Genomic DNA, 17,900 nt, shown 5'->3' with positions numbered 1-17,900 from the left:
AATTTTCTCGTACTAACTTTTGAAGAAAGGAATTGTCTACAATTAGAAGCTGTTAAAGAATTCATTATATTCTAAAAAAATGGATTTTTTAAGCTATATTTAAGTGAAAAATTATATACTAAAAAGGCTTCGTGAATTTATTATTTTAAAAAACAACTAAAGGAGGAAAAAAGATGAAGAAAGTCGTATTGATAGCATTTACACTGATTTTAGTGACGGGGATGTTTTCAGCGGGTTTAACAGAGGTGTTTGATACAGCCAAAGCAAGTAGTACAATATACAAAACTGCGCAGCTCGACCTCGAAAAGGCTAACCTCGATTACAACAAGGCTAAGATAGAGGCAACGAACAGAAAGTTAGAATTAAGTGGGGAATTAAGTTATTACTCAGGTCTTTCAAACTACAATGCTTCTATGAAAGATTACTATGGTGACATAGTAGACAGAGTATTGGATGTTTACGTAGAGGAAATAAATGTAAAAACTGCGGATTTGCAGTTAAAAAACGCCCAGATAACTTACGATAATAACTCTGAATTGTTCAACAACGGATTGATCTCAGAAGATGATCTTAAAAGTTCTGAACTTGATGTAAGTGATGCACAGAACAATTTGGAAAGTGCAAAATTAAATTTAGAAACCGCCCAAGATAACTTAAAAGAATTATACGAAGGAGATTATAGCCAAATAGAAATAAACATTCCTACGTATGAAGGCATATTCGTGAGTGATCAAGAATATTTAAACAACAACTACAACTTAAAACTTGCACAAATAAACGTAGATATTTCACAATACGATCTCAACAACTTACCTGCCAACGCATCATCTTACGATAAAAGGATAACAGAGATAACCCACCAAAAAAATATCTTAACTTTGCAAGACACTCAAGATACATTGATTGAGGCACATAAAACAACAAAAAATAGTATCGAAACTCTTTACAAAAATCTGAAGAACTCAGAAGAAAGAATGAGCTTAACTCAAAGTACATACAAAGACACAATGGATAGATTCAATAAAGGATTGGTATCTGAATTGGAGTTAAACACTGCGAACATAAACTATCTAACAACACAAAAGAATTATTATGAAAGTGTGAGAAGTTACATAAAAGCATACATCAACTACGTAATAGACACAGGAAGGAGCCTTGAGGAGGTAGGATTGTGAAAAAACTTATAGTTTTAGTAATAACCCTTCTCGTAGGAATCCTGAGCATATTTGGGATGACGTTCGAAGAGTTATACGAACAAAACTTAGAGAAAAGTTCATCATATATGCAAGCAGAGTTGAACTTAAGAAGCGCGCAATTAGAGATGAATAAAATAGATAACTTCTTTGTTCCATATTTAGGAATATCTGTTGATACAATGAAAACAGAGATAAGTCCAGTAGGGCCAACCACCCTTAGTGGGTTAGTTTTTGGGGGGGAAGGAAAACTGGAAGGTTACAGGATTTCTTTGGACGTAAACTTTTTAGAAGTATGGGGAGCAAAGGTAGGTGCCTCGTTTCCTTTTACTTTAAATACAGATGAATGGACGATAGACACTCCTCCAGCAACAGAGATAGCAATCTCCTTATCTCGTGATCTAACAATCATTGACAGGGCGGAAAGGTTGAAAACTGAAAGCAGTTACTACGATGCACTCTCTAAATATTACTTCGCTCAAACGAATGAACTCATAACCACGATCGAAGATATATTCACAAGACATTACAATGAAGAGATGATTCAAACGTACCAAGATGAAATAGAAATATTGAACCAACAGTACAATTTATCAACCGATGAAGACGAAAAAGAAAGCTTAGAAAAACAGATATTAACTGCACAGAAGAATTTAGAAACTCTAAGGGCAAGCAACGCACCCTTAGAATACTTTGAATACACAGATGATTTGTATCTTCAAGCAAAAGATACGGTAGAAAGAATAATAAACGAAAATCAAAACTACCCAACGAATGTTGAAGAAAGGTTAGATTTAAAATCATTGCAACTCCAAGAAGAGGCATCGGAAATAGAAAGTAATTTCTGGTTCATTCCTTACCTGCCTTTCAATACGATAAGTGTGTCTATGAATCCATTTTTTGAAGAAGGAGAAAATTTGATTGATAATTTGAGTATAAGTGTAGGATTTCAATTAGCTATATTAGATAAAGGAGAAAGAAAGTTGGCGTCTGATACGATGAAAACAAACGTTTCTGCTTTGACATACGACGAAAGTATAATAGAAACTGAAAATGCGATAAGAAATTTGGAAACAACAAGAAAAACTTTGAATTATGACGTTAAAATAAAACAAATAGATTTAGAAAACGCTATGGAAGATTACGATAGAAATAAAGAATTAAATGATCAAGGATACATAACGAAAGAAGAATTAAAATTATCAGAAATATCGTTGAGAAGGGCACAATTAGCTAGTGAAAAGGTGGAAAACGACATTCTGACAAACGAATTAAGAATAATGCAGCAATACTATGTGGACATATGGGGTGATATAAATTGAAAAAAAGAGGAAAGGTAACGATATGGACAATAGTGATAGTAGCTATAGTCGTAGTAGTTGGGATAATATTTTTCCCAAGGCAAAGCTCACTTACAACTTCTGAATCAAGTGGATTACCTTCAATATACTTAGAATATGAGGTAAAATCAGATGGTGTAGGAGATTCGATCGAAGTGGTGGGAAACATAACCGCTGAGATTGAATCAGTGATTCCAAAAGTTTCTGGGGAGATAGTTGAGGTATACGTAGAAAAAGGAGACGAGGTTGAAGAAGGGCAGATATTAGCTAAAATAGACGATCTTGACTATCAAATAGCATATTTGAATGCCTTAAATGATTACGAATCATCAACCAACGTAGGTGAACGGATGAAAGAAGTAAAGAGATTACAGTTGGAAAAAGCAAAGAAGAATTTGGAAGAAACTGAAATAAAATCTCCCGTTTCAGGGATAGTAAACACAGTAAATATTTCGAAGGGAGATATGGTTGGGACAACATCCGCTATTTTGACGATAGTGGACAGAAGTACAATAAAAGTTGAAACTGCTGTTGATGAAATAGACTTCCCGCTTATAAATGAAGGGATGGATGCAACGATAAGAATAGATCCTTTGAATCTAGAAGAACCGGGCAAAATAACATGGATTAGTCCAACTACTCAAACGGATATGGGCGTAGTTGTTATACCCATTGAGATTGAATTTACACAAAATAATGCTCAAAATCTCTTAACTCCAGGAATAACGGCGGATGTCGAAATAGTTACCTTAAAATTGGAAAACACTGTGGCAGTACCTAAAGATGCCATTCACGAAGGGGCTAATGGAACAAAAATAGTATACAAAAAAACTTCAGAAGGTGGTATGGAACCTGTTCAAGTACAAACTGGGAAAGAATCGGATAGCATGATAGAAATAACCCAAGGTTTAAAACCGGGAGATAAGGTATTGATATTGCCATCTCAAGAGGAAGCACAAAGAATAATGCAAAATTATGGTATTCCAATGGGGATACCCATGGCTCCAGGTACCGTACCACAAGGCCCTGGCGGAGGTACTGGAAGAGGTGGATTTTGATGGCGGTAATGGAACTGAAAGAGGTATGGAAGATATACGATGTAGGAGAAGTGAAAGTTGAGGCACTACGTGGTGTATCTTTTGGTGTTGAAGATGGCGAATATGCAATAATAATTGGACCTTCAGGAAGCGGTAAATCAACTTTGTTACAACTGCTAGGTTGTTTGGATAAACCTTCGAAAGGACAGATATACATCGAAAATGTGGAAGTGTCCAAAATGAAAGATAGAGAATTGGCAAGGGTAAGAAACAAAAAGATAGGATTTGTATTTCAAAGTTTCAATTTACTGCCAAAATTGAGTGCATTAGAAAATGTTGAACTTCCTTTAATATATGCAGGTGTACCTCAGAAAAAAAGAAGGGAGATAGCAAAAGAGCAATTAGAGTTAGTAGGGCTAGGTGACAGAATAAATCATAGGCCAACTCAACTATCGGGTGGGCAACAACAAAGAGTAGCAATAGCAAGGGCTTTAGCTAACGATCCAGCATTTCTTTTGGCGGATGAACCGACTGGGAATCTTGATACTAAAAGTGGAGAAGAAATTCTTCAAATATTTAGGAAGTTAAACGATATGGGTAAAACGTTAGTCGTTGTTACTCATGACTTAAAAATGTTGGATGAAGGTTCCAAAATAATAAGATTGTTGGATGGGAAGATCCAAGCGATTGAGGTGAACACAGTTGGAAATACTTAAAGAGACCTTTAGATCTTTGCGTTCTAACAAGTTGAGAACGTTTCTTTCAATGTTGGGAATAATAATAGGTGTTGGTGCGGTAATGACGATAATTGCCATAGGTGATGGGGCAAGGCAAGAAATAAACAATACCGTTTCTTCTCTTGGATCAAACATTATTATGGTTAACTCAACTGTGTATTCCAGATTTTCATCCCAGCCACTTGAATTTCAGGATGCTATTAACATTAAAAATATGGTTCCACAAGTAAAAGATGCCACGGGTGTTTTGAATTCAAATCTGACAGTAGAAAGTGGTGGTGAAACCACTTCTGGATCGGTATTTGGAGTTATGACTAGTTTTTTTGATATAATGAATTTAGAGGTTGCTTCTGGAAGAAGGTTAGAGGAAACTGATGAAGAAGAGTTAAATTCAGTTGCCGTTATAGGTTATAATATAGCTAATGAATTATTTGGTAGTCAAAATGTTGTTGGTGAACGAATCAATGTTATTCAAAGTGGAGATTCTGGTAGTAGAAAAGTTTCTTTTGAAATAGTTGGCGTTTTGGAAAAAACAGGCAGCAGATTGTTGTTTAATGTTGATGATATGATAATACTCCCACATAATGTAGCAGATTATAGGCTGTTTCATATGAATGGAAGAACGAGTTCTATTTTTGTATCAGCAGTGGATGAAAACTCTGCACAGTTGGCAACTATGGGGACCGATTTTTATCTTTATAGAAAATTTGGAGATTCTGATAAGTACAGTATATTAAGTCAAGATGCTATTTTAGAAGCTGTAAACCAAATAACTGGTATAATGAATGTGATACTTGTGGGAATAGCGGCAATTTCTTTAGTTGTAGGTGGAATAGGAATAATGAATATTATGCTCGTCACCGTTAAAGAAAGAACCAGAGAGATAGGTATAAAGATGGCTATTGGAGCCACAAGACATAGGATTTTGATGGAATTTTTAGTTGAGAGTATAGTTTTAACGGTCGTAGCTGGTATAATAGGTATGATATTAGGTGGGTTCCTTTCTGGTTTGATAGCATACTTTGGTAGAGCTTTTGGATTAACGGCGGTTATTACCTGGAAATCGATCGCTTTATCATTTGGGATATCTGCAGGAATAGGTCTATTCTTTGGTATATACCCAGCAAATCAGGCATCAAAGTTGAGTCCAATAGAAGCGTTAAGATACGAGTAAAGAAGGTGTTTTATGTGGAAGATGTAAATTTTCCGAAAGCGTTTTTGTGGGGAGTAAACTCCCCTTTCTTTCCTCTTTTGGAAAATTCAAGGGAAGAAACGAAACAACGAATATTTGAAAATGCAGAAAAAGACTTAAGCGAACAATTATCCTTCTTGAAGAGTTTGAAAATTAACTCTTTTAGATTCAATTTAAATTGGGATTTGTTGTATCTTGATCCTTTTTATTCTTGCACCATGTATGATAATTTTATAGAACAACTACGTCAAAGGGAAATTGAACCTATAGTAAATCTCATCGACTTTGATGTTCTTTCGTACAATCAAAAAGAAATTATTGATACTATAGAAAACGAAGAAAATATCTCGAAATTTATAGAAATTATAGAAAAGATTGTCTTCTCTTTTAAATACAAGGTTCAATATTACATTATTTTGAATCATACAACCAAATACCTAAAAAGAAGATTTTTCAAAGGTACAGATGTTGATAAGACCGAATTAAATGAAACGGTTCAAAATCTTTTAAATTTTTACGATAAGAGTGTTCGTATTATAAAAAGTATTAACCCTTACGCTAAAGTATCGGTAAGTGAGGAATTCAATGTCGAGGAAGAAGAACAGTTAGATTTTGTTTTTTCTTTTATCGATGTAGTTGTTAAGGGGAAAAGCCCTTTTTTTGAAAACATGGCTTTTAAAAAGTCTGAAATAGATTTTATCGGGATAGATTTCAATGATTTAACTTCAAATTCAGAAGAATATACTTCTTTAATAAAAGAGCTTTCAAAAGAGAAGAATAACATTGATCTTGATGAAGTAATAAAAAGATTTTCTTCTAAATATTACCTGCCTTTTCTAATAACTGAGAATATATCAACTGTTGAGGACGATAGTTTAAAAAGCCGTTATTTAGTTAATAATTTATACAAGATTAATCAATCTTTGGAAAGTAATGTGAAAATTTTCGGATACATCTACAATTCCTTAAGTGATATTAAAATCAATAATCGTCTTTTAAAAACAGGTCTGTACAGAATAGACGATAAAAATAATTATATCAGTTTAAGAAACTTTGCAAAAGTCTATTCGAATATCATAGAAGATAATAGCATAAACGAAAGATACCTAAAATATATTGATTAGCTTATCGTAAAATTACAGATGCAGTAACTTGATTTCAAGGATACTATCATTCAATTCTATTTCTGCATACTCACCTTCGCAAAAAGCCCCCGGATTCAATATCAAAGTATCCTCTATTTCATATTTCTCTTGATAATGCGAGTGTCCAAAGACCATCAAATCGATCTTTTTATTAAAATATTTCAACAGTTTTTCAGGTATTGCACGACCAGTTTGATGACCGTGGATAAGACCTATTTTTTTGTCAAATAATTCTAAATACAATTTTTCGGGGAGTCGATTTTTTATATAAAAATCGTCCATATTTCCATACACAGCATGAAGTATGGGCTTTTGATTTTCTAAGTAATTCAGTACTTCGATATCCACGATGTCACCGAGTAAGAATATTTGATCATAAAGTCCAAAGTTTAATTTGTCAAGACTTTTCAAGTCTGATTTTATAGGAATATGTAGATCGCTAATTACAAGTATTTTCAAAGGTATCTACCTCCGTGCGTTAAGGGGTAAACCCCTTAAGATCCCCGTGCATCATTTGCTTCGCAAATGAGAATTTGGAAATTATTCTAAAACAATTACAAAAAGAGGTTTTGCACGAAGCAGCAAAAAACTTTTTGCATAAGGCTGCAAAAGGGCAAGCTAAAATAGTTTCACTATGTTTATTTCATAAGGTGGTCTTATGACCATCTTTTCGGTAATTATCGCTGTAACTAATTCATTTGGAGTTACATCAAAAGCAGGGTTGTATACATTTACATCGTCTGTTACTAAACGAGTTTTGTGGCAAAATCTGACCTCATTATGGTTCCTTTCTTCGATGGGAATACCTTCCCCATTTTTTGTTTCTATGTCTATAGTAGAAAGTGGAGCAGCAACATAAAAAGGAATGCCGTGCCTTTTTGCAAGAACAGCTACAGAATACGTTCCAATTTTATTAGCAACATCCCCATTACGTGCGATTCTATCGGCTCCTACTATCACAGCATTTATTTTTCCTTGTTTCATTACCCAACCTGCCATGTTGTCTGTAATTAGTGTAGTTTTGATACCACTTTTAACCAATTCCCAAACCGTTAATCTAGCCCCTTGAAGGTATGGTCTGGTTTCATCTGCATAGACCTGGATATCTTTACCATTTTCTACTGCCGCTCTAATAACCCCTAAAGCGGTTCCATAATCAACAGTTGCTAATGCTCCTGCATTGCAATGCGTCAAAACGGTGTCACCGTCGTTTAATAAAGCTTCTCCGTTCTTGCCGATCTGTTTATTTATTTCAATATCTTCGTAGGCAATTTTCAGTGCTTCTTCTTCTAATATGGTGACAAGGTCATTTATTTCTTTTGTGGGAAGATTATCTTTTAAAAGTTTATCCATCCTGTTCAACGCCCAAAATAAGTTTACGGCAGTGGGGCGAGTTTTAGATAAACTGTTTTTTACTTCTTCTAATTTGTTTAAAAATAGATTTTTGTCAGAAAGATAGGAAAACTCTTTTGCCCCTAAAACAAAGCCAAATGCTGCGGTTGCTCCTATAGCAGGAGCTCCTCTTACTACCATGTCTTTTATTGAATTGGCAACGTCGAGATAATTTCGACATTCTACATACTTTTCTTCAATAGGTAAATACCTCTGATCTATCAAAATTAGACTGTTACCTGTCCATTCCATTGTCATAGTTTTTATTTTTTCCATTTGTTGCCTCCTAAACATTTTGATTTTAAAATCTCTAAAGCTTCTTTCAGCGCTCCTTTGCCGAACGTTAAGGGGCAAGCCCCTTAAGAACCCCAAAACCTAATTTTGTTTTAAAAAAATTTTTTTGCACAGAACAGCAAAAGGGCAAGCCCCTTAAGAACCCCAAAACCTAATTTTGTTTTAAAAAAATTTTTTTGCACAGAACAGCAAACGGGTAAACCCCTTAAAACCCCAAATCCAAAATCAAAGTTTTTTGCATAAAACGGCAAACACTCCCCACCCATAAGGAAGAACAGAAAGCTTTAGCCCCTTAACTAAATAATTTTTTTGTAAAAAAAAGGGGCAATGGAAGTAAAACCAAAGGCTTTATGATTGAAAATTCTTTCCGTGGAACCAACAAATAATACTCCGCCAGGATTCAAAGCATCATAAAATTTTTTGTATAATTTTTCTTTAGCGTCGTTGTCAAAGTATATGACAACATTTCTACATATAATTAAATCAAAATTCTTTTCAAATTCGTCAAATAGGAGGTTTATTTTATTGAAAGTAACGTTATTTTTGATGGAATCTTTTATTTCGTATTTATCTTCTCCTATTTTTGTGAAGTACTTTCTTTTGTATTCATCGTTTAAGTTTATTAAACTTTTTTCATTATATATGCCACGTTTGGCTTGCTTTAAAGCACCTTCATCAAAATCTGAAGCGATTATTGTTGATTTGCCAGAGATACCTAATTCATTTAACACGATAGCAAGGGTGTACGGTTCCTCCCCGGTAGAACAACCTGCACTCCAGAGTTTTATCTTCGACTTGTAGTTTTTAATGAATTCGGGTATTATTTCTTGTTTTAAATATTCCCACTTCTCTGGGTTCCTAAAAAATTCCGTGACATTGATAGTGAGCTTATCTAAAAATTCGAGCCATTTGTCCTTATTTTTCTGTAATAATTCTAGATACTCCGAATACGAATTGACACCATATTTTTTGAGTAATATATCCGTTCTCCGTCTTACTCTGTGTTGTTTGTATCCAGAAAGATCTAGATTGAAATGGGTTACCAACTTTTTTAAAAATAATTTGTAGTCTTCGTCATCAAAAGGGGAAGAATAAAATTCTGACATCTTTTTCCTCCAAATTTAGTTATTTTCACCTAAAAGTTCTACATAGAAAGAAACTCCTATTCCAAGATTGGAATAAGTAAAAAATAAATTTTTGGTAACAGGTATTCGAAAATAGAAATTTTCATCATTTTTATCGAAATATATCGAATCAACCCAAAGAGATTGGGTGCTTGCATTGTACTCCAATAAAAAATCTTGGTTCAAAATATAAACAGAGTCAAGAGCATTATCATCTAAAGAAAAAAGTAAATCTCCGGCTCTAAAATAATACTTCATAATATCTTCAAATCCTAGAGATATGCCCAAGTTGTTTGGAGTTGCTAAAGTCATGGCAACTTTTGATTGAGAAAGGTCTGTAACCTCAGTCCAAAAGGACATGTTAAAAAGGGATTCTTTAAAGATAATCCCAATTTTCAAATCATTGAAGGTTAGTACAAAATAATCGTCCAACACCATGGTGAAACTATCAAAACTTTCTGTTAAAAAGTATGGGTCGTTTCTATTTCCGGGATTTCTATACGAAAATTCGAAGCCTGCTTGATCAAATTTGAAATAATTAATTACGTTATCTACGTTCGATAATTTAACTTCGTTTTCTAAAGATTCAAAGTCAAAACTAAACCTAGTTTCATAAATATCTTCAAACTTTAAATCAAAAATTAATTCGTTTTTTAAAGATTGAGTAAAATCACTTAGAAAAAGTACCTTAGAGGGACTAGAGGCAAAATTCAAGGTGGAGAATATTAATGTAATTAATATAAGTACTAAGGGAAATCTTTTCATTTGCAATTATCCTTTCCCAAATAATTACCAAATAATTTAAAATGGGGACTTTCGTCCCCATTTATGGGCTCTTAAATATTTGCAGCAAGTCTTTCCATTACTTCATCGTCGATCTCGTAATTTCCGAATACTTCTTGGACGTCATCCATATCATCCAAGGCGTTTAACAATTTTAATAACTTTTCAGCGTCTTCATCAGAAAGCTTAACGGTTGTTTTAGGCAAAAAGGTTAATTTTTCAGAGACGGTATAACCTGCTTCTTTTAAAGCATTTCTCACCTGAGTCAGATTTTCCGGGGCGGTTATAATTTCTAAAGGATCGGTGTTTTCATCTAAATCTTCTGCGCCAGCTTCAACCGAAAGTAACATTAGCTCGTCAATATCTTCAACTTCTTCTTTGGGGATGGTTATTAGTCCTTTTCGTTCGAAATTCCATGAAACAGAACCTGATTCTGCCAAAGCTCCTCCCCATTTTGAAAGAACATGGCGAACTTCTTGAGCAGTTCGATTCTTGTTATCGGTTACAACTGAAATTAGGAGTGCAACTCCGCCTGGACCGTATGCCTCGTACATTATTTCGGTGAGTTCTTCACCCTCTAATTCGCCGGTTCCTTTTTTGATAGCTGATTCGATCTTGTCTTTAGGCATGTTAGCTGCTTTGGCGTTTTCTACTGCGGTTCTTAAGCGTGGATTAGATTCTGGATCTCCTCCGCCTTCTCTAGCAGCTATTGTAAGCTCTCTGATGAGTTTCGTAAACATTTGGGATCTTTTTGCATCTTGTGCGCCCTTTCTGTGTTTAATATTTGCCCATTTATTATGTCCTGACATAATATTCAACCTCCTCACAAACAATGAATAAATTATTTTTATTGCGGTTCCTTGAGCCAATTAAATTTTTGACAAAAACTATTATACTTTTAAGGATTACATAAGCATTTTTGTTTTTTATCAATTTAATTGCTATTTTTTAACTTTTATGAGAAATTTGTTGTACTTATAAATTCTTTCATCATTATTTTAACATTTTTTATTTGGAAAAACAAGCAAAATATTTTTTATAATATAATTTATTACTCAAATTTTCAAAAAATATAAATCAAAATATGGTATGATATCCTCAGACGTTAAGGGGTGACCCCCTTAAGATTCCCGTACATCATTTGCTTCGCAAATGAGAATTTGGAAGTTAGTTCTAAGGCATTATAAAGAACCATTTTGCATAAAGCATCAAAAAAACATCGTTTGCACAATACAGCAAACAAGTGGAGGTGTTTTTTTATAAAGAGTTTCATTATAGGCTTTTTTACCGGAATGGTAATTTTTTTAGCTTTATTCTTCTATGTATACGATTATTACAACGATTCTACATCTATTTTTCTTGTTGATCCAAAGTACAACACTTATCTATTCGATAATGGAGAACAAATACTTTCTACAAAATACAAGTATGTTAAGTTAGACGAGATGCCTCCAGAATTAATATACTTCCTTTTGTGGACGGAAGATAGGGAGTTTTACGAACATAATGGAATCAATGTTAAGTCTTTAACCAGAGCAGCATTAACAAACATAAAGAACTTTTCTATAGTCCAAGGTGGGAGCACCCTGACTCAACAGCTTGCCAAAACTGTTTATCTCACAAATGAAAGAACTATTAAGAGAAAAATAATGGATATTATGCTTGCTTTTTTTCTGGAACGGTCTTATACTAAAGAAGAAATTTTGGAAGCTTATATGAACAGTGTTTATTTGGGGAACGACATTTCAGGATTTGGGGCTGCAGCGGAAAGATATTACGGAAAAGAGCTACAAAATTTAAGTTATGAAGAGATGCTAGTTTTAATAGGGATCATAAACGGACCAGAAGTTTACAATCCCTATAAATACCCAGAAAGAGCTAAAAATCAGGGGATGATAGTTTTAAATTCGTTGCCTAACAATTTCATAATGGAAGAAAAAGACGACGTTAAAGAAAAAATAAATAAGATGGTTTTTTATCCTCAGACTTACGATGAAAGGTATTTAAATTTAATTTATAGAATCAAAGCGGAGGAAGAAGCTATAGGTTTAAAAGGAGGTGGTTATACTGTAAAGACCACCTTTAATAAAAATCTATTTGATACTGTTACTGTAGACTCATCAACCTCCGCAATTGTTATCAACAACAAAACAGGTGAGATATTAAGTTTTTGGGGTGGAGAATACGATGTTTTTTATTCTCAACAACAGGTTGGTTCTGCTATTAAACCATTTTATTATCTTTTGGCTTTGGAAAATGGCTATGATAAAGATACAACACTTCCCGATCAGCCTATGAAATTTGGTGATTGGGCTCCAGAAAACTTTGATAAAACATATAGAGGAACGGTCACTTTAGAAGAAGCGTTAGTCGATTCTATAAACATTCCATCGATCTACCTTGCTTCTCATATAGATATATCTCCTCAAAGGTCTATAGAAACTATTAAAAATTTTCTTTCAAATGTAGTAGGAGTTCAAGGTAAATATCCGAATGATTTAACTTTAGCGTTGGGAACTTTAGAGACAAGTCCATACGAGTTCACAAAAGCTTATTCAATCTTCCCAAATTATGGTATCATTCCATCATCGTACATAATTTCAGAAGTTTACGATAAGAAAGGGAATTTAATATATAAAAGATATCCAAATGTTGAAAGAAAAATTGAAGGTCTTTCCAATGATTCATATGCCACAATGAATACTTTGATGAGAAAAGTCGTACTGGAAGGAACAGGTCAAAGAGCAAACGTCTTAGATTTGGATTTACATGGTAAAACTGGAACTTCTGATTTATCAGCATGGTTTATGGGTTACACCGGTAGTGAGGTGTTGTCCACTATGGTTAAAGGAGAAGATCTTCTATCTTCGTACAACGCTGTTCCCTGGGCAAGAGAAATTGCCACTTCTTTACTTTATTATGGTCAAAGTGAAGAGGTTTATGTTTATCTGAGTTTAGAAAGTATACAAGAAAGTATTTCTTTTTTTGAAAGCCCTATTGATTTCGTTTCCACAGGAGGAAACATTGTGGGATATTTAAATTCGGTCAAGTTAGATTATCCGTTTAAAGAACTTGAAAAAAAGATAAATGAAGCCTTGAGAGAAATTCAATATCTTTATCCTGATGTGGCGAAAGAAATCGAGCAATGGAAAAAAGAGAATCTGACGGATTTCTTTCAAGAACCATTTTCCTTCATTCAAAACGGTTACGATTTGGAAAGTTACTTGAACGGCATCAATATTGATAAAGATGTGCAAGTACAATTACGGGAGATTTATAATCAAATAAAATATATTTATCCGGATCAAGCTGAAGTAATTAAAAAGTTCTTACAGTAAAAAATGTCTAGTTTTATTTTTTTAAAATTAACAATTAATTAATACTACCCGTTTATTTAGATGGTAAAATAGGCAAATGGATTTTAGAAAATTTTGAGAGATCGGAGGTGCAAAAGTGTACGCTATAGTTTATTTTAATGGTAAACAATACAAGGTAGAAAAAGATCAAGTGATTTACACTGAAAAAGTAAAAGATGTGGATCCAGGTAACGAGGTAGTATTAGACAAAGTTATTTATCTAAGTAAAGAAGAAGAAAAGAAAGCTGGGAAACCTTATGTTGAGGGAGCAAAAGTGATTACCGAAGTTGTAGAGCATGGAAAAGATAGGAAGGTAAAAATAATCAAATTTGAAGGAAGAAAAAATTATAGAAGAGAAAAAGGTCATAGACAAGAGTATACTGCTCTAAAAATAAAAGAAATTGAAGGATAACGCGAATGATTACGGCAATTTATAACAATTCTGAAAGACCCAGTGTAGAAATTTTTGGACATGCCGAATTTTCTTCTTTTGGGAATGATATAGTTTGCAGTGCTGTCAGTGTTTTAACTCAATTTGTTGCTGAAATTCTAAAAAATGAAAGTTTAGGTCATATTGAGAAAAGAGAGGGTTATTTAAAGATTTCGCTCAAGCAAGAAACTCACCTCTCCAATTTGTTATTAGATTACTTGCTAAAAAGTTTGGTTGCCATATCTAAAGATTACCCAAGAAATCTTAAAGTGGAGGTTAGATAAGATTATGAAAATAGATTTACAACTTTTTGCCAAAAAAAGTTCTGATGTAAATAAAAAAGATAGCAACCCCAAGTATCTTGGAGTGAAGGCTTCTGACGGGAAAAAAATTAGAGCCGGTACCATAATTGTTAGGCAAAGAGGCACTAAAATTCATCCTGGGGAAAACGTTGGAATAGGGAGAGACTTCACCATATTTGCTAAAATAGACGGTGTCGTTAAGTTTAAAACAAAAAACAACAGGAAGTTTGTAGATGTTTATGCCCTAAAGGACTGATTCGTTTATGCATGGTAGAAGAGTAGCAATTGTCGGGATTTTTGGGGCACTTTCGTTTCTTTTAACTTTTATAGAATTTCCAATAATACCTTTGTTGCCGTTTCTAAAATTCGATCCCAGTGACAGTTTGATTATTTTGGTTACAATGGGCTATGGTTTTTTCCCGGGTTTTTTCACCCTTGTAATAAAAAGCTTTTTATTTATTTTTAGAGCTGGTGATGGTGGTTTAATCGGCATATTGATGAATTTTATAGCTGGAACCGCTTTTATAACGACGTTGTATCTATTAAAAAATTTTGTTAAGTTGAACAACTGGATTAATTACGTAATTTCTTCTTTACTGACGGGGGTTGTAGCGTACGGGTTGAATTATTTTGTAGCGATACCAGTTTATACTAATCAACCAACATCACAATTCGTTAGCAACATAGGCATAAGTTTGCAATTGTTTTTTTTACTAGTTCTATTGTTTAATTTCATTAAGTTTTTTGTAGATTCGTCTATTTCACATTTTTTATTGAAAAAAACTAAAATAACAAGTTTCGCTCAAACAAAATCAGAAGAATGAGGAGGTTTTTGAAATGAATTCTAAATTAGTGCAGCCTTCATATACCGCTAAGAAAGAAGATATAAAAAGAGAATGGTTCTTGATCGATGCAAAAGACTACACACTAGGAAGACTGGCATCGAGGATTGCAAAAATACTACAGGGGAAACACAAACCGACCTATACACCATATATAGATAGTGGGGATTTTGTTGTTGTAGTGAATGCGGAAAAAATAAAACTTTCGAAGGACAAAAAAGAAAACAAAATATACAGAAGATACAGTGGTTATCCTGGAGGGCTCAAGGAAATTTCTTTTGAACAGATGCAAAGTAAGCACCCTGAAAGGATAATTCAGCTAGCTGTAAAAGGTATGATGCCCAAAACTATTTTAGCCAAGCATATGATGAAGAAACTAAAGGTATATGTTGGTCCTGATCATCCACACCAAGCTCAGAATCCAAAAGAGATAAAAATAGAAAATATTTAATCAGGAGGTATTCGAATGGCAGAACTTATCGAATATTACGGTACCGGGAGAAGAAAAACAGCCGTGGCAAGGGTACATTTAAGGCCAGGCAACGGTAAGATAAAAATAAATGGAAAAGAATACAAAAGTTTGGTAGAATATTTAAGAGGCAACGAGGTATGGGAAATAGAAGCTTTAAAACCGCTCACCGTCACATCTACAAATGGACAATTTGATTTGGTTATAAGGGTTAATGGTGGAGGATTGAGTGGCCAAGCTGGTGCCATTAGACTTGGAATTGCCAGGGCTTTACTTTCCTACGATGAATCCTTCAGACCTATTTTGAAGAAAGAAGGTCTCTTAACTAGAGATCCAAGAGAAGTAGAAAGAAAGAAATATGGTTTGAGAAAAGCTAGAAAAAGAGCTCAATTTTCAAAAAGATGAGTACTGTTTTATCTGTTTCGTATTTTTAAGGAATAGTGAAGTTTATGAGCAGAAATTATGATAGTCTGAAAAAAGTAATTGACGAAATTAAAAATAAAGTTGATATAGTTGATTTCGTCAATTCTTATTTGTCTCTTTCTAAAAGGGGAAAAAATTACACAGCTTTATGCCCCTTTCATGCAGAAGATACCCCATCTTTTTATATATTTCCTGAAACCCAAACCTTCCATTGCTTTGGATGTGGAGCTCATGGTGATGTGATCACTTTTTTGGAAAAGTATGAACAAATTAGTTTTTTGGATGCCTTAAAAAAAATAGCTACTTATGCGGGAATTGAATTAGATATAACTCAAAAAGAAAAACCTGTGGAGATAATTTTTAATGAAGAAGTTTCCAAACTTTATAACTATAATCTTCTCAACCTCTCTTCTAATCATAAAGTTTGGCAGTATTTGAAAAAGAGAGAGATAACTAGAGAGTTAGTAGAAGAATTTGAATTAGGGTTTGCCACGGGCTCAGAAATTCAAAAAGTGATCGAAGAGAATCTTTTTGATAAAGACATTGCAAAGAATACTGGTTTGTTGATCAATGGAGAAAAAGAGTTTTTTTATAATCGTTTAATTATCCCAATAAGAAACAATGATGGAGAGCTAGTTGGCTTTGCAGGTAGGCAAATAGAAGAAGACACGAATGCACCCAAGTATCTGAATACTCCTGAAAATAAGTTTTTTAAAAAATCTAAAATACTTTACGGGTATCATAAAAACAAAAAATTCATAAAAGAAAATGATTTTGTAATACTGGTTGAAGGCTACTTTGATGTAATTTCTATGTACAAATTAGATTTCAAAAATGTTGTGGGTATTTTAGGTTCTGCCTTTACAAAAGATCACGCCGTTGAATTGTTGAAAGCAACTAACAAAGTAATTACGATGTACGATATGGATGAATCTGGTCAAAAAGCCACTTTATCCACCATAGATGCTTTATTTGCTAAGGATTTCCAAATAGCAGTTTCAAAGTATCCTACTAAAGATCCTGACGAACTAACCAAGAAGCACGATAACAAATACATCGCCGAAATATTAAAAAACTCCTACAAATTTCATGAGTTCATCGTTGATTATTATTCAGAAAAATACGATTTAAGTAATGAATTTGCTTTAGAGAAATACTTAAAAGAGATGTCAAGATGGTACAAAAAATTTGAAGATGTTGGAAGAATAAGTTATTTACAAAGTTTTATTGAAAATATTTCAAAAAAAACGGGAAAAGGTACCGAGTATATTCAAAAAATACTAGAAAGAACTTCTGCACTAATACCTGTAAGCTCTGCTTCAAATGAGTCTAATTCTCAAACGAAAGATACTCTTTACGTAGAAAAGGATATAAGATACGATATTGCGAAATCTTATTTATACCTATGGATTAAATATCCTCACTATAGAGAGATACTCAAAAATTATTTCAGCGAGGAAGATTTTTCTAGTCAGTTGCTCAAAGAATTTTTTACTTTAACCTCACAAAGTTCAGATATTGGGTTTCTACTTGAAAATTCTTCAAAAGAACTAAGTGAATTGATAGTAGAGGTTTGGAAGATTGAATATTTTTTTAATCCTGAGAGGATTCTTTCTTCTTTAAAAGAAAGTATTAGGAGAACAAAAATAAATGAACAAATAGAAGAGTTGAAGAAAAAACTTCATGAAACAAAAGATCTTTCGGAAAAGACGAATATTACGTCTCAAATCATACAACTTTATTCAAAATTAAAAATAGTCAATTGAATAGTGAACTACACACATTAAAATTAGAATTTTATTTGTTTATTAAGCGATCTAATAACGTTCCCTGTCAACTAC

The 17,900-nt window shown here is 33.4% G+C and carries 19 protein-coding genes; 14 read left to right on the top strand and 5 right to left on the bottom strand.

Annotation, left to right across the window (positions count from 1 at the left end; genetic code table 11):
* Positions 1-173 precede the first annotated feature (173 nt).
* From X926_RS07445 to X926_RS07420, 6 genes are read left to right on the top strand one after another with little or no spacing between them, the layout of a single operon-like run.
* Entirely contained in the window at positions 174-1,175 is a 1,002-nt protein-coding gene (locus tag X926_RS07445; protein WP_103065596.1) for a TolC family protein, read from the top strand.
* The gene (locus X926_RS07440) at positions 1,172-2,515 is read left to right on the top strand and encodes a TolC family protein (RefSeq protein WP_103065595.1); all 1,344 of its coding nucleotides are present in this window, start codon (positions 1,172-1,174) and stop codon (positions 2,513-2,515) included. Before X926_RS07445 ends, X926_RS07440 begins: the two co-directional genes overlap by 4 nt.
* Positions 2,512-3,591: an efflux RND transporter periplasmic adaptor subunit gene (locus tag X926_RS07435; RefSeq protein ID WP_012208642.1), complete on the top strand. Its 1,080-nt coding sequence runs from the start codon at positions 2,512-2,514 to the stop codon at positions 3,589-3,591. Before X926_RS07440 ends, X926_RS07435 begins: the two co-directional genes overlap by 4 nt.
* A complete protein-coding gene (locus tag X926_RS07430; RefSeq protein WP_103065594.1) occupies positions 3,588-4,286 on the top strand; it encodes an ABC transporter ATP-binding protein in 699 nt (232 codons plus the stop codon). Before X926_RS07435 ends, X926_RS07430 begins: the two co-directional genes overlap by 4 nt.
* Entirely contained in the window at positions 4,273-5,481 is a 1,209-nt protein-coding gene (locus X926_RS07425; RefSeq protein ID WP_103065593.1) for an ABC transporter permease, read from the top strand. Before X926_RS07430 ends, X926_RS07425 begins: the two co-directional genes overlap by 14 nt.
* A 14-nt stretch (positions 5,482-5,495) precedes the next feature.
* On the top strand, positions 5,496-6,623 hold the full coding sequence (locus X926_RS07420) for a family 1 glycosylhydrolase (RefSeq protein WP_103065592.1): 1,128 nt from the start codon (positions 5,496-5,498) through the stop codon (positions 6,621-6,623).
* 12 nt (positions 6,624-6,635) lie between these two features.
* Here the strand turns inward: X926_RS07420 and X926_RS07415 are convergent, their stop codons facing one another.
* The 5 genes from X926_RS07415 to X926_RS07395 all read right to left on the bottom strand — a co-directional run bounded on the left by X926_RS07415 (position 6,636) and on the right by X926_RS07395 (position 11,046).
* Complete coding sequence (locus X926_RS07415; RefSeq protein WP_158245216.1) at positions 6,636-7,103, bottom strand: metallophosphoesterase; 468 nt, start codon at positions 7,101-7,103, stop codon at positions 6,636-6,638.
* A gap of 159 nt (positions 7,104-7,262) precedes the next feature.
* The gene (mtnA, locus tag X926_RS07410) at positions 7,263-8,312 is read right to left on the bottom strand and encodes an S-methyl-5-thioribose-1-phosphate isomerase (RefSeq protein WP_103065590.1); all 1,050 of its coding nucleotides are present in this window, start codon (positions 8,310-8,312) and stop codon (positions 7,263-7,265) included.
* Between the two features lie 314 nt (positions 8,313-8,626).
* Positions 8,627-9,436, bottom strand: a complete 810-nt coding sequence (locus X926_RS07405) for a protein-glutamate O-methyltransferase CheR (protein ID WP_103065589.1) — start codon at positions 9,434-9,436, stop codon at positions 8,627-8,629.
* A gap of 15 nt (positions 9,437-9,451) precedes the next feature.
* A complete protein-coding gene (locus tag X926_RS07400) occupies positions 9,452-10,219 on the bottom strand; it encodes a hypothetical protein (protein WP_103065588.1) in 768 nt (255 codons plus the stop codon).
* A 71-nt stretch (positions 10,220-10,290) separates the two neighbouring features.
* A complete protein-coding gene (locus X926_RS07395; RefSeq protein ID WP_103065587.1) occupies positions 10,291-11,046 on the bottom strand; it encodes a YebC/PmpR family DNA-binding transcriptional regulator in 756 nt (251 codons plus the stop codon).
* A gap of 483 nt (positions 11,047-11,529) precedes the next feature.
* Between X926_RS07395 and X926_RS07390 the strand changes: the two genes are divergently transcribed.
* From X926_RS07390 to dnaG, 8 genes are all read left to right on the top strand, one after another.
* Positions 11,530-13,575: a transglycosylase domain-containing protein gene (locus X926_RS07390; protein ID WP_103065586.1), complete on the top strand. Its 2,046-nt coding sequence runs from the start codon at positions 11,530-11,532 to the stop codon at positions 13,573-13,575.
* Positions 13,576-13,690: 115 nt separating this feature from the next.
* Positions 13,691-14,005, top strand: coding sequence for a 50S ribosomal protein L21 (gene rplU / locus X926_RS07385; RefSeq protein WP_012208632.1), 315 nt, complete (start codon positions 13,691-13,693; stop codon positions 14,003-14,005).
* A 5-nt stretch (positions 14,006-14,010) separates the two neighbouring features.
* Entirely contained in the window at positions 14,011-14,307 is a 297-nt protein-coding gene (locus X926_RS07380; RefSeq protein ID WP_012208631.1) for a ribosomal-processing cysteine protease Prp, read from the top strand.
* Between the two features lie 4 nt (positions 14,308-14,311).
* Complete coding sequence (gene rpmA, locus X926_RS07375) at positions 14,312-14,581, top strand: 50S ribosomal protein L27 (protein ID WP_012208630.1); 270 nt, start codon at positions 14,312-14,314, stop codon at positions 14,579-14,581.
* 7 nt (positions 14,582-14,588) lie between these two features.
* Positions 14,589-15,149 carry an ECF transporter S component gene (locus tag X926_RS07370; protein WP_012208629.1) on the top strand — a complete coding sequence of 187 codons (561 nt, stop codon included), beginning with the start codon at positions 14,589-14,591 and terminating at the stop codon, positions 15,147-15,149.
* A gap of 13 nt (positions 15,150-15,162) precedes the next feature.
* The gene (gene rplM, locus X926_RS07365; protein ID WP_012208628.1) at positions 15,163-15,618 is read left to right on the top strand and encodes a 50S ribosomal protein L13; all 456 of its coding nucleotides are present in this window, start codon (positions 15,163-15,165) and stop codon (positions 15,616-15,618) included.
* A 15-nt stretch (positions 15,619-15,633) separates the two neighbouring features.
* Entirely contained in the window at positions 15,634-16,041 is a 408-nt protein-coding gene (rpsI, locus tag X926_RS07360; protein ID WP_012208627.1) for a 30S ribosomal protein S9, read from the top strand.
* A gap of 44 nt (positions 16,042-16,085) precedes the next feature.
* On the top strand, positions 16,086-17,825 hold the full coding sequence (dnaG, locus tag X926_RS07355) for a DNA primase (RefSeq protein ID WP_012208626.1): 1,740 nt from the start codon (positions 16,086-16,088) through the stop codon (positions 17,823-17,825).
* Positions 17,826-17,900: the final 75 nt, after the last annotated feature.

It is taken from the genome of Petrotoga sp. HWHPT.55.6.3, from assembly GCF_002895495.1.
GTDB lineage: Bacteria > Thermotogota > Thermotogae > Petrotogales > Petrotogaceae > Petrotoga > Petrotoga mobilis.
The sequence above is the reverse complement of the archived record's forward strand: the minus strand, read 5'-3'. Positions and strand labels throughout refer to the sequence as shown.

Bases quoted from the DNA above. Each gene is read 5' to 3' on its own strand.
- X926_RS07445 (WP_103065596.1), top strand. From the start codon at position 174: ATGAAGAAAGTCGTATTGATAGCATTTACACTGATTTTAGTGACGGGG.
- mtnA (WP_103065590.1), bottom strand. From the start codon at position 8,312: ATGGAAAAAATAAAAACTATGACAATGGAATGGACAGGTAACAGTCTA.
- X926_RS07405 (WP_103065589.1), bottom strand. From the start codon at position 9,436: ATGTCAGAATTTTATTCTTCCCCTTTTGATGACGAAGACTACAAATTA.
- X926_RS07400 (WP_103065588.1), bottom strand. From the start codon at position 10,219: ATGAAAAGATTTCCCTTAGTACTTATATTAATTACATTAATATTCTCC.
- X926_RS07395 (WP_103065587.1), bottom strand. From the start codon at position 11,046: ATGTCAGGACATAATAAATGGGCAAATATTAAACACAGAAAGGGCGCA.
- X926_RS07390 (WP_103065586.1), top strand. From the start codon at position 11,530: ATGGTAATTTTTTTAGCTTTATTCTTCTATGTATACGATTATTACAAC.
- X926_RS07380 (WP_012208631.1), top strand. From the start codon at position 14,011: ATGATTACGGCAATTTATAACAATTCTGAAAGACCCAGTGTAGAAATT.
- rpmA (WP_012208630.1), top strand. From the start codon at position 14,312: ATGAAAATAGATTTACAACTTTTTGCCAAAAAAAGTTCTGATGTAAAT.
- X926_RS07370 (WP_012208629.1), top strand. From the start codon at position 14,589: ATGCATGGTAGAAGAGTAGCAATTGTCGGGATTTTTGGGGCACTTTCG.
- rplM (WP_012208628.1), top strand. From the start codon at position 15,163: ATGAATTCTAAATTAGTGCAGCCTTCATATACCGCTAAGAAAGAAGAT.
- rpsI (WP_012208627.1), top strand. From the start codon at position 15,634: ATGGCAGAACTTATCGAATATTACGGTACCGGGAGAAGAAAAACAGCC.
- dnaG (WP_012208626.1), top strand. From the start codon at position 16,086: ATGAGCAGAAATTATGATAGTCTGAAAAAAGTAATTGACGAAATTAAA.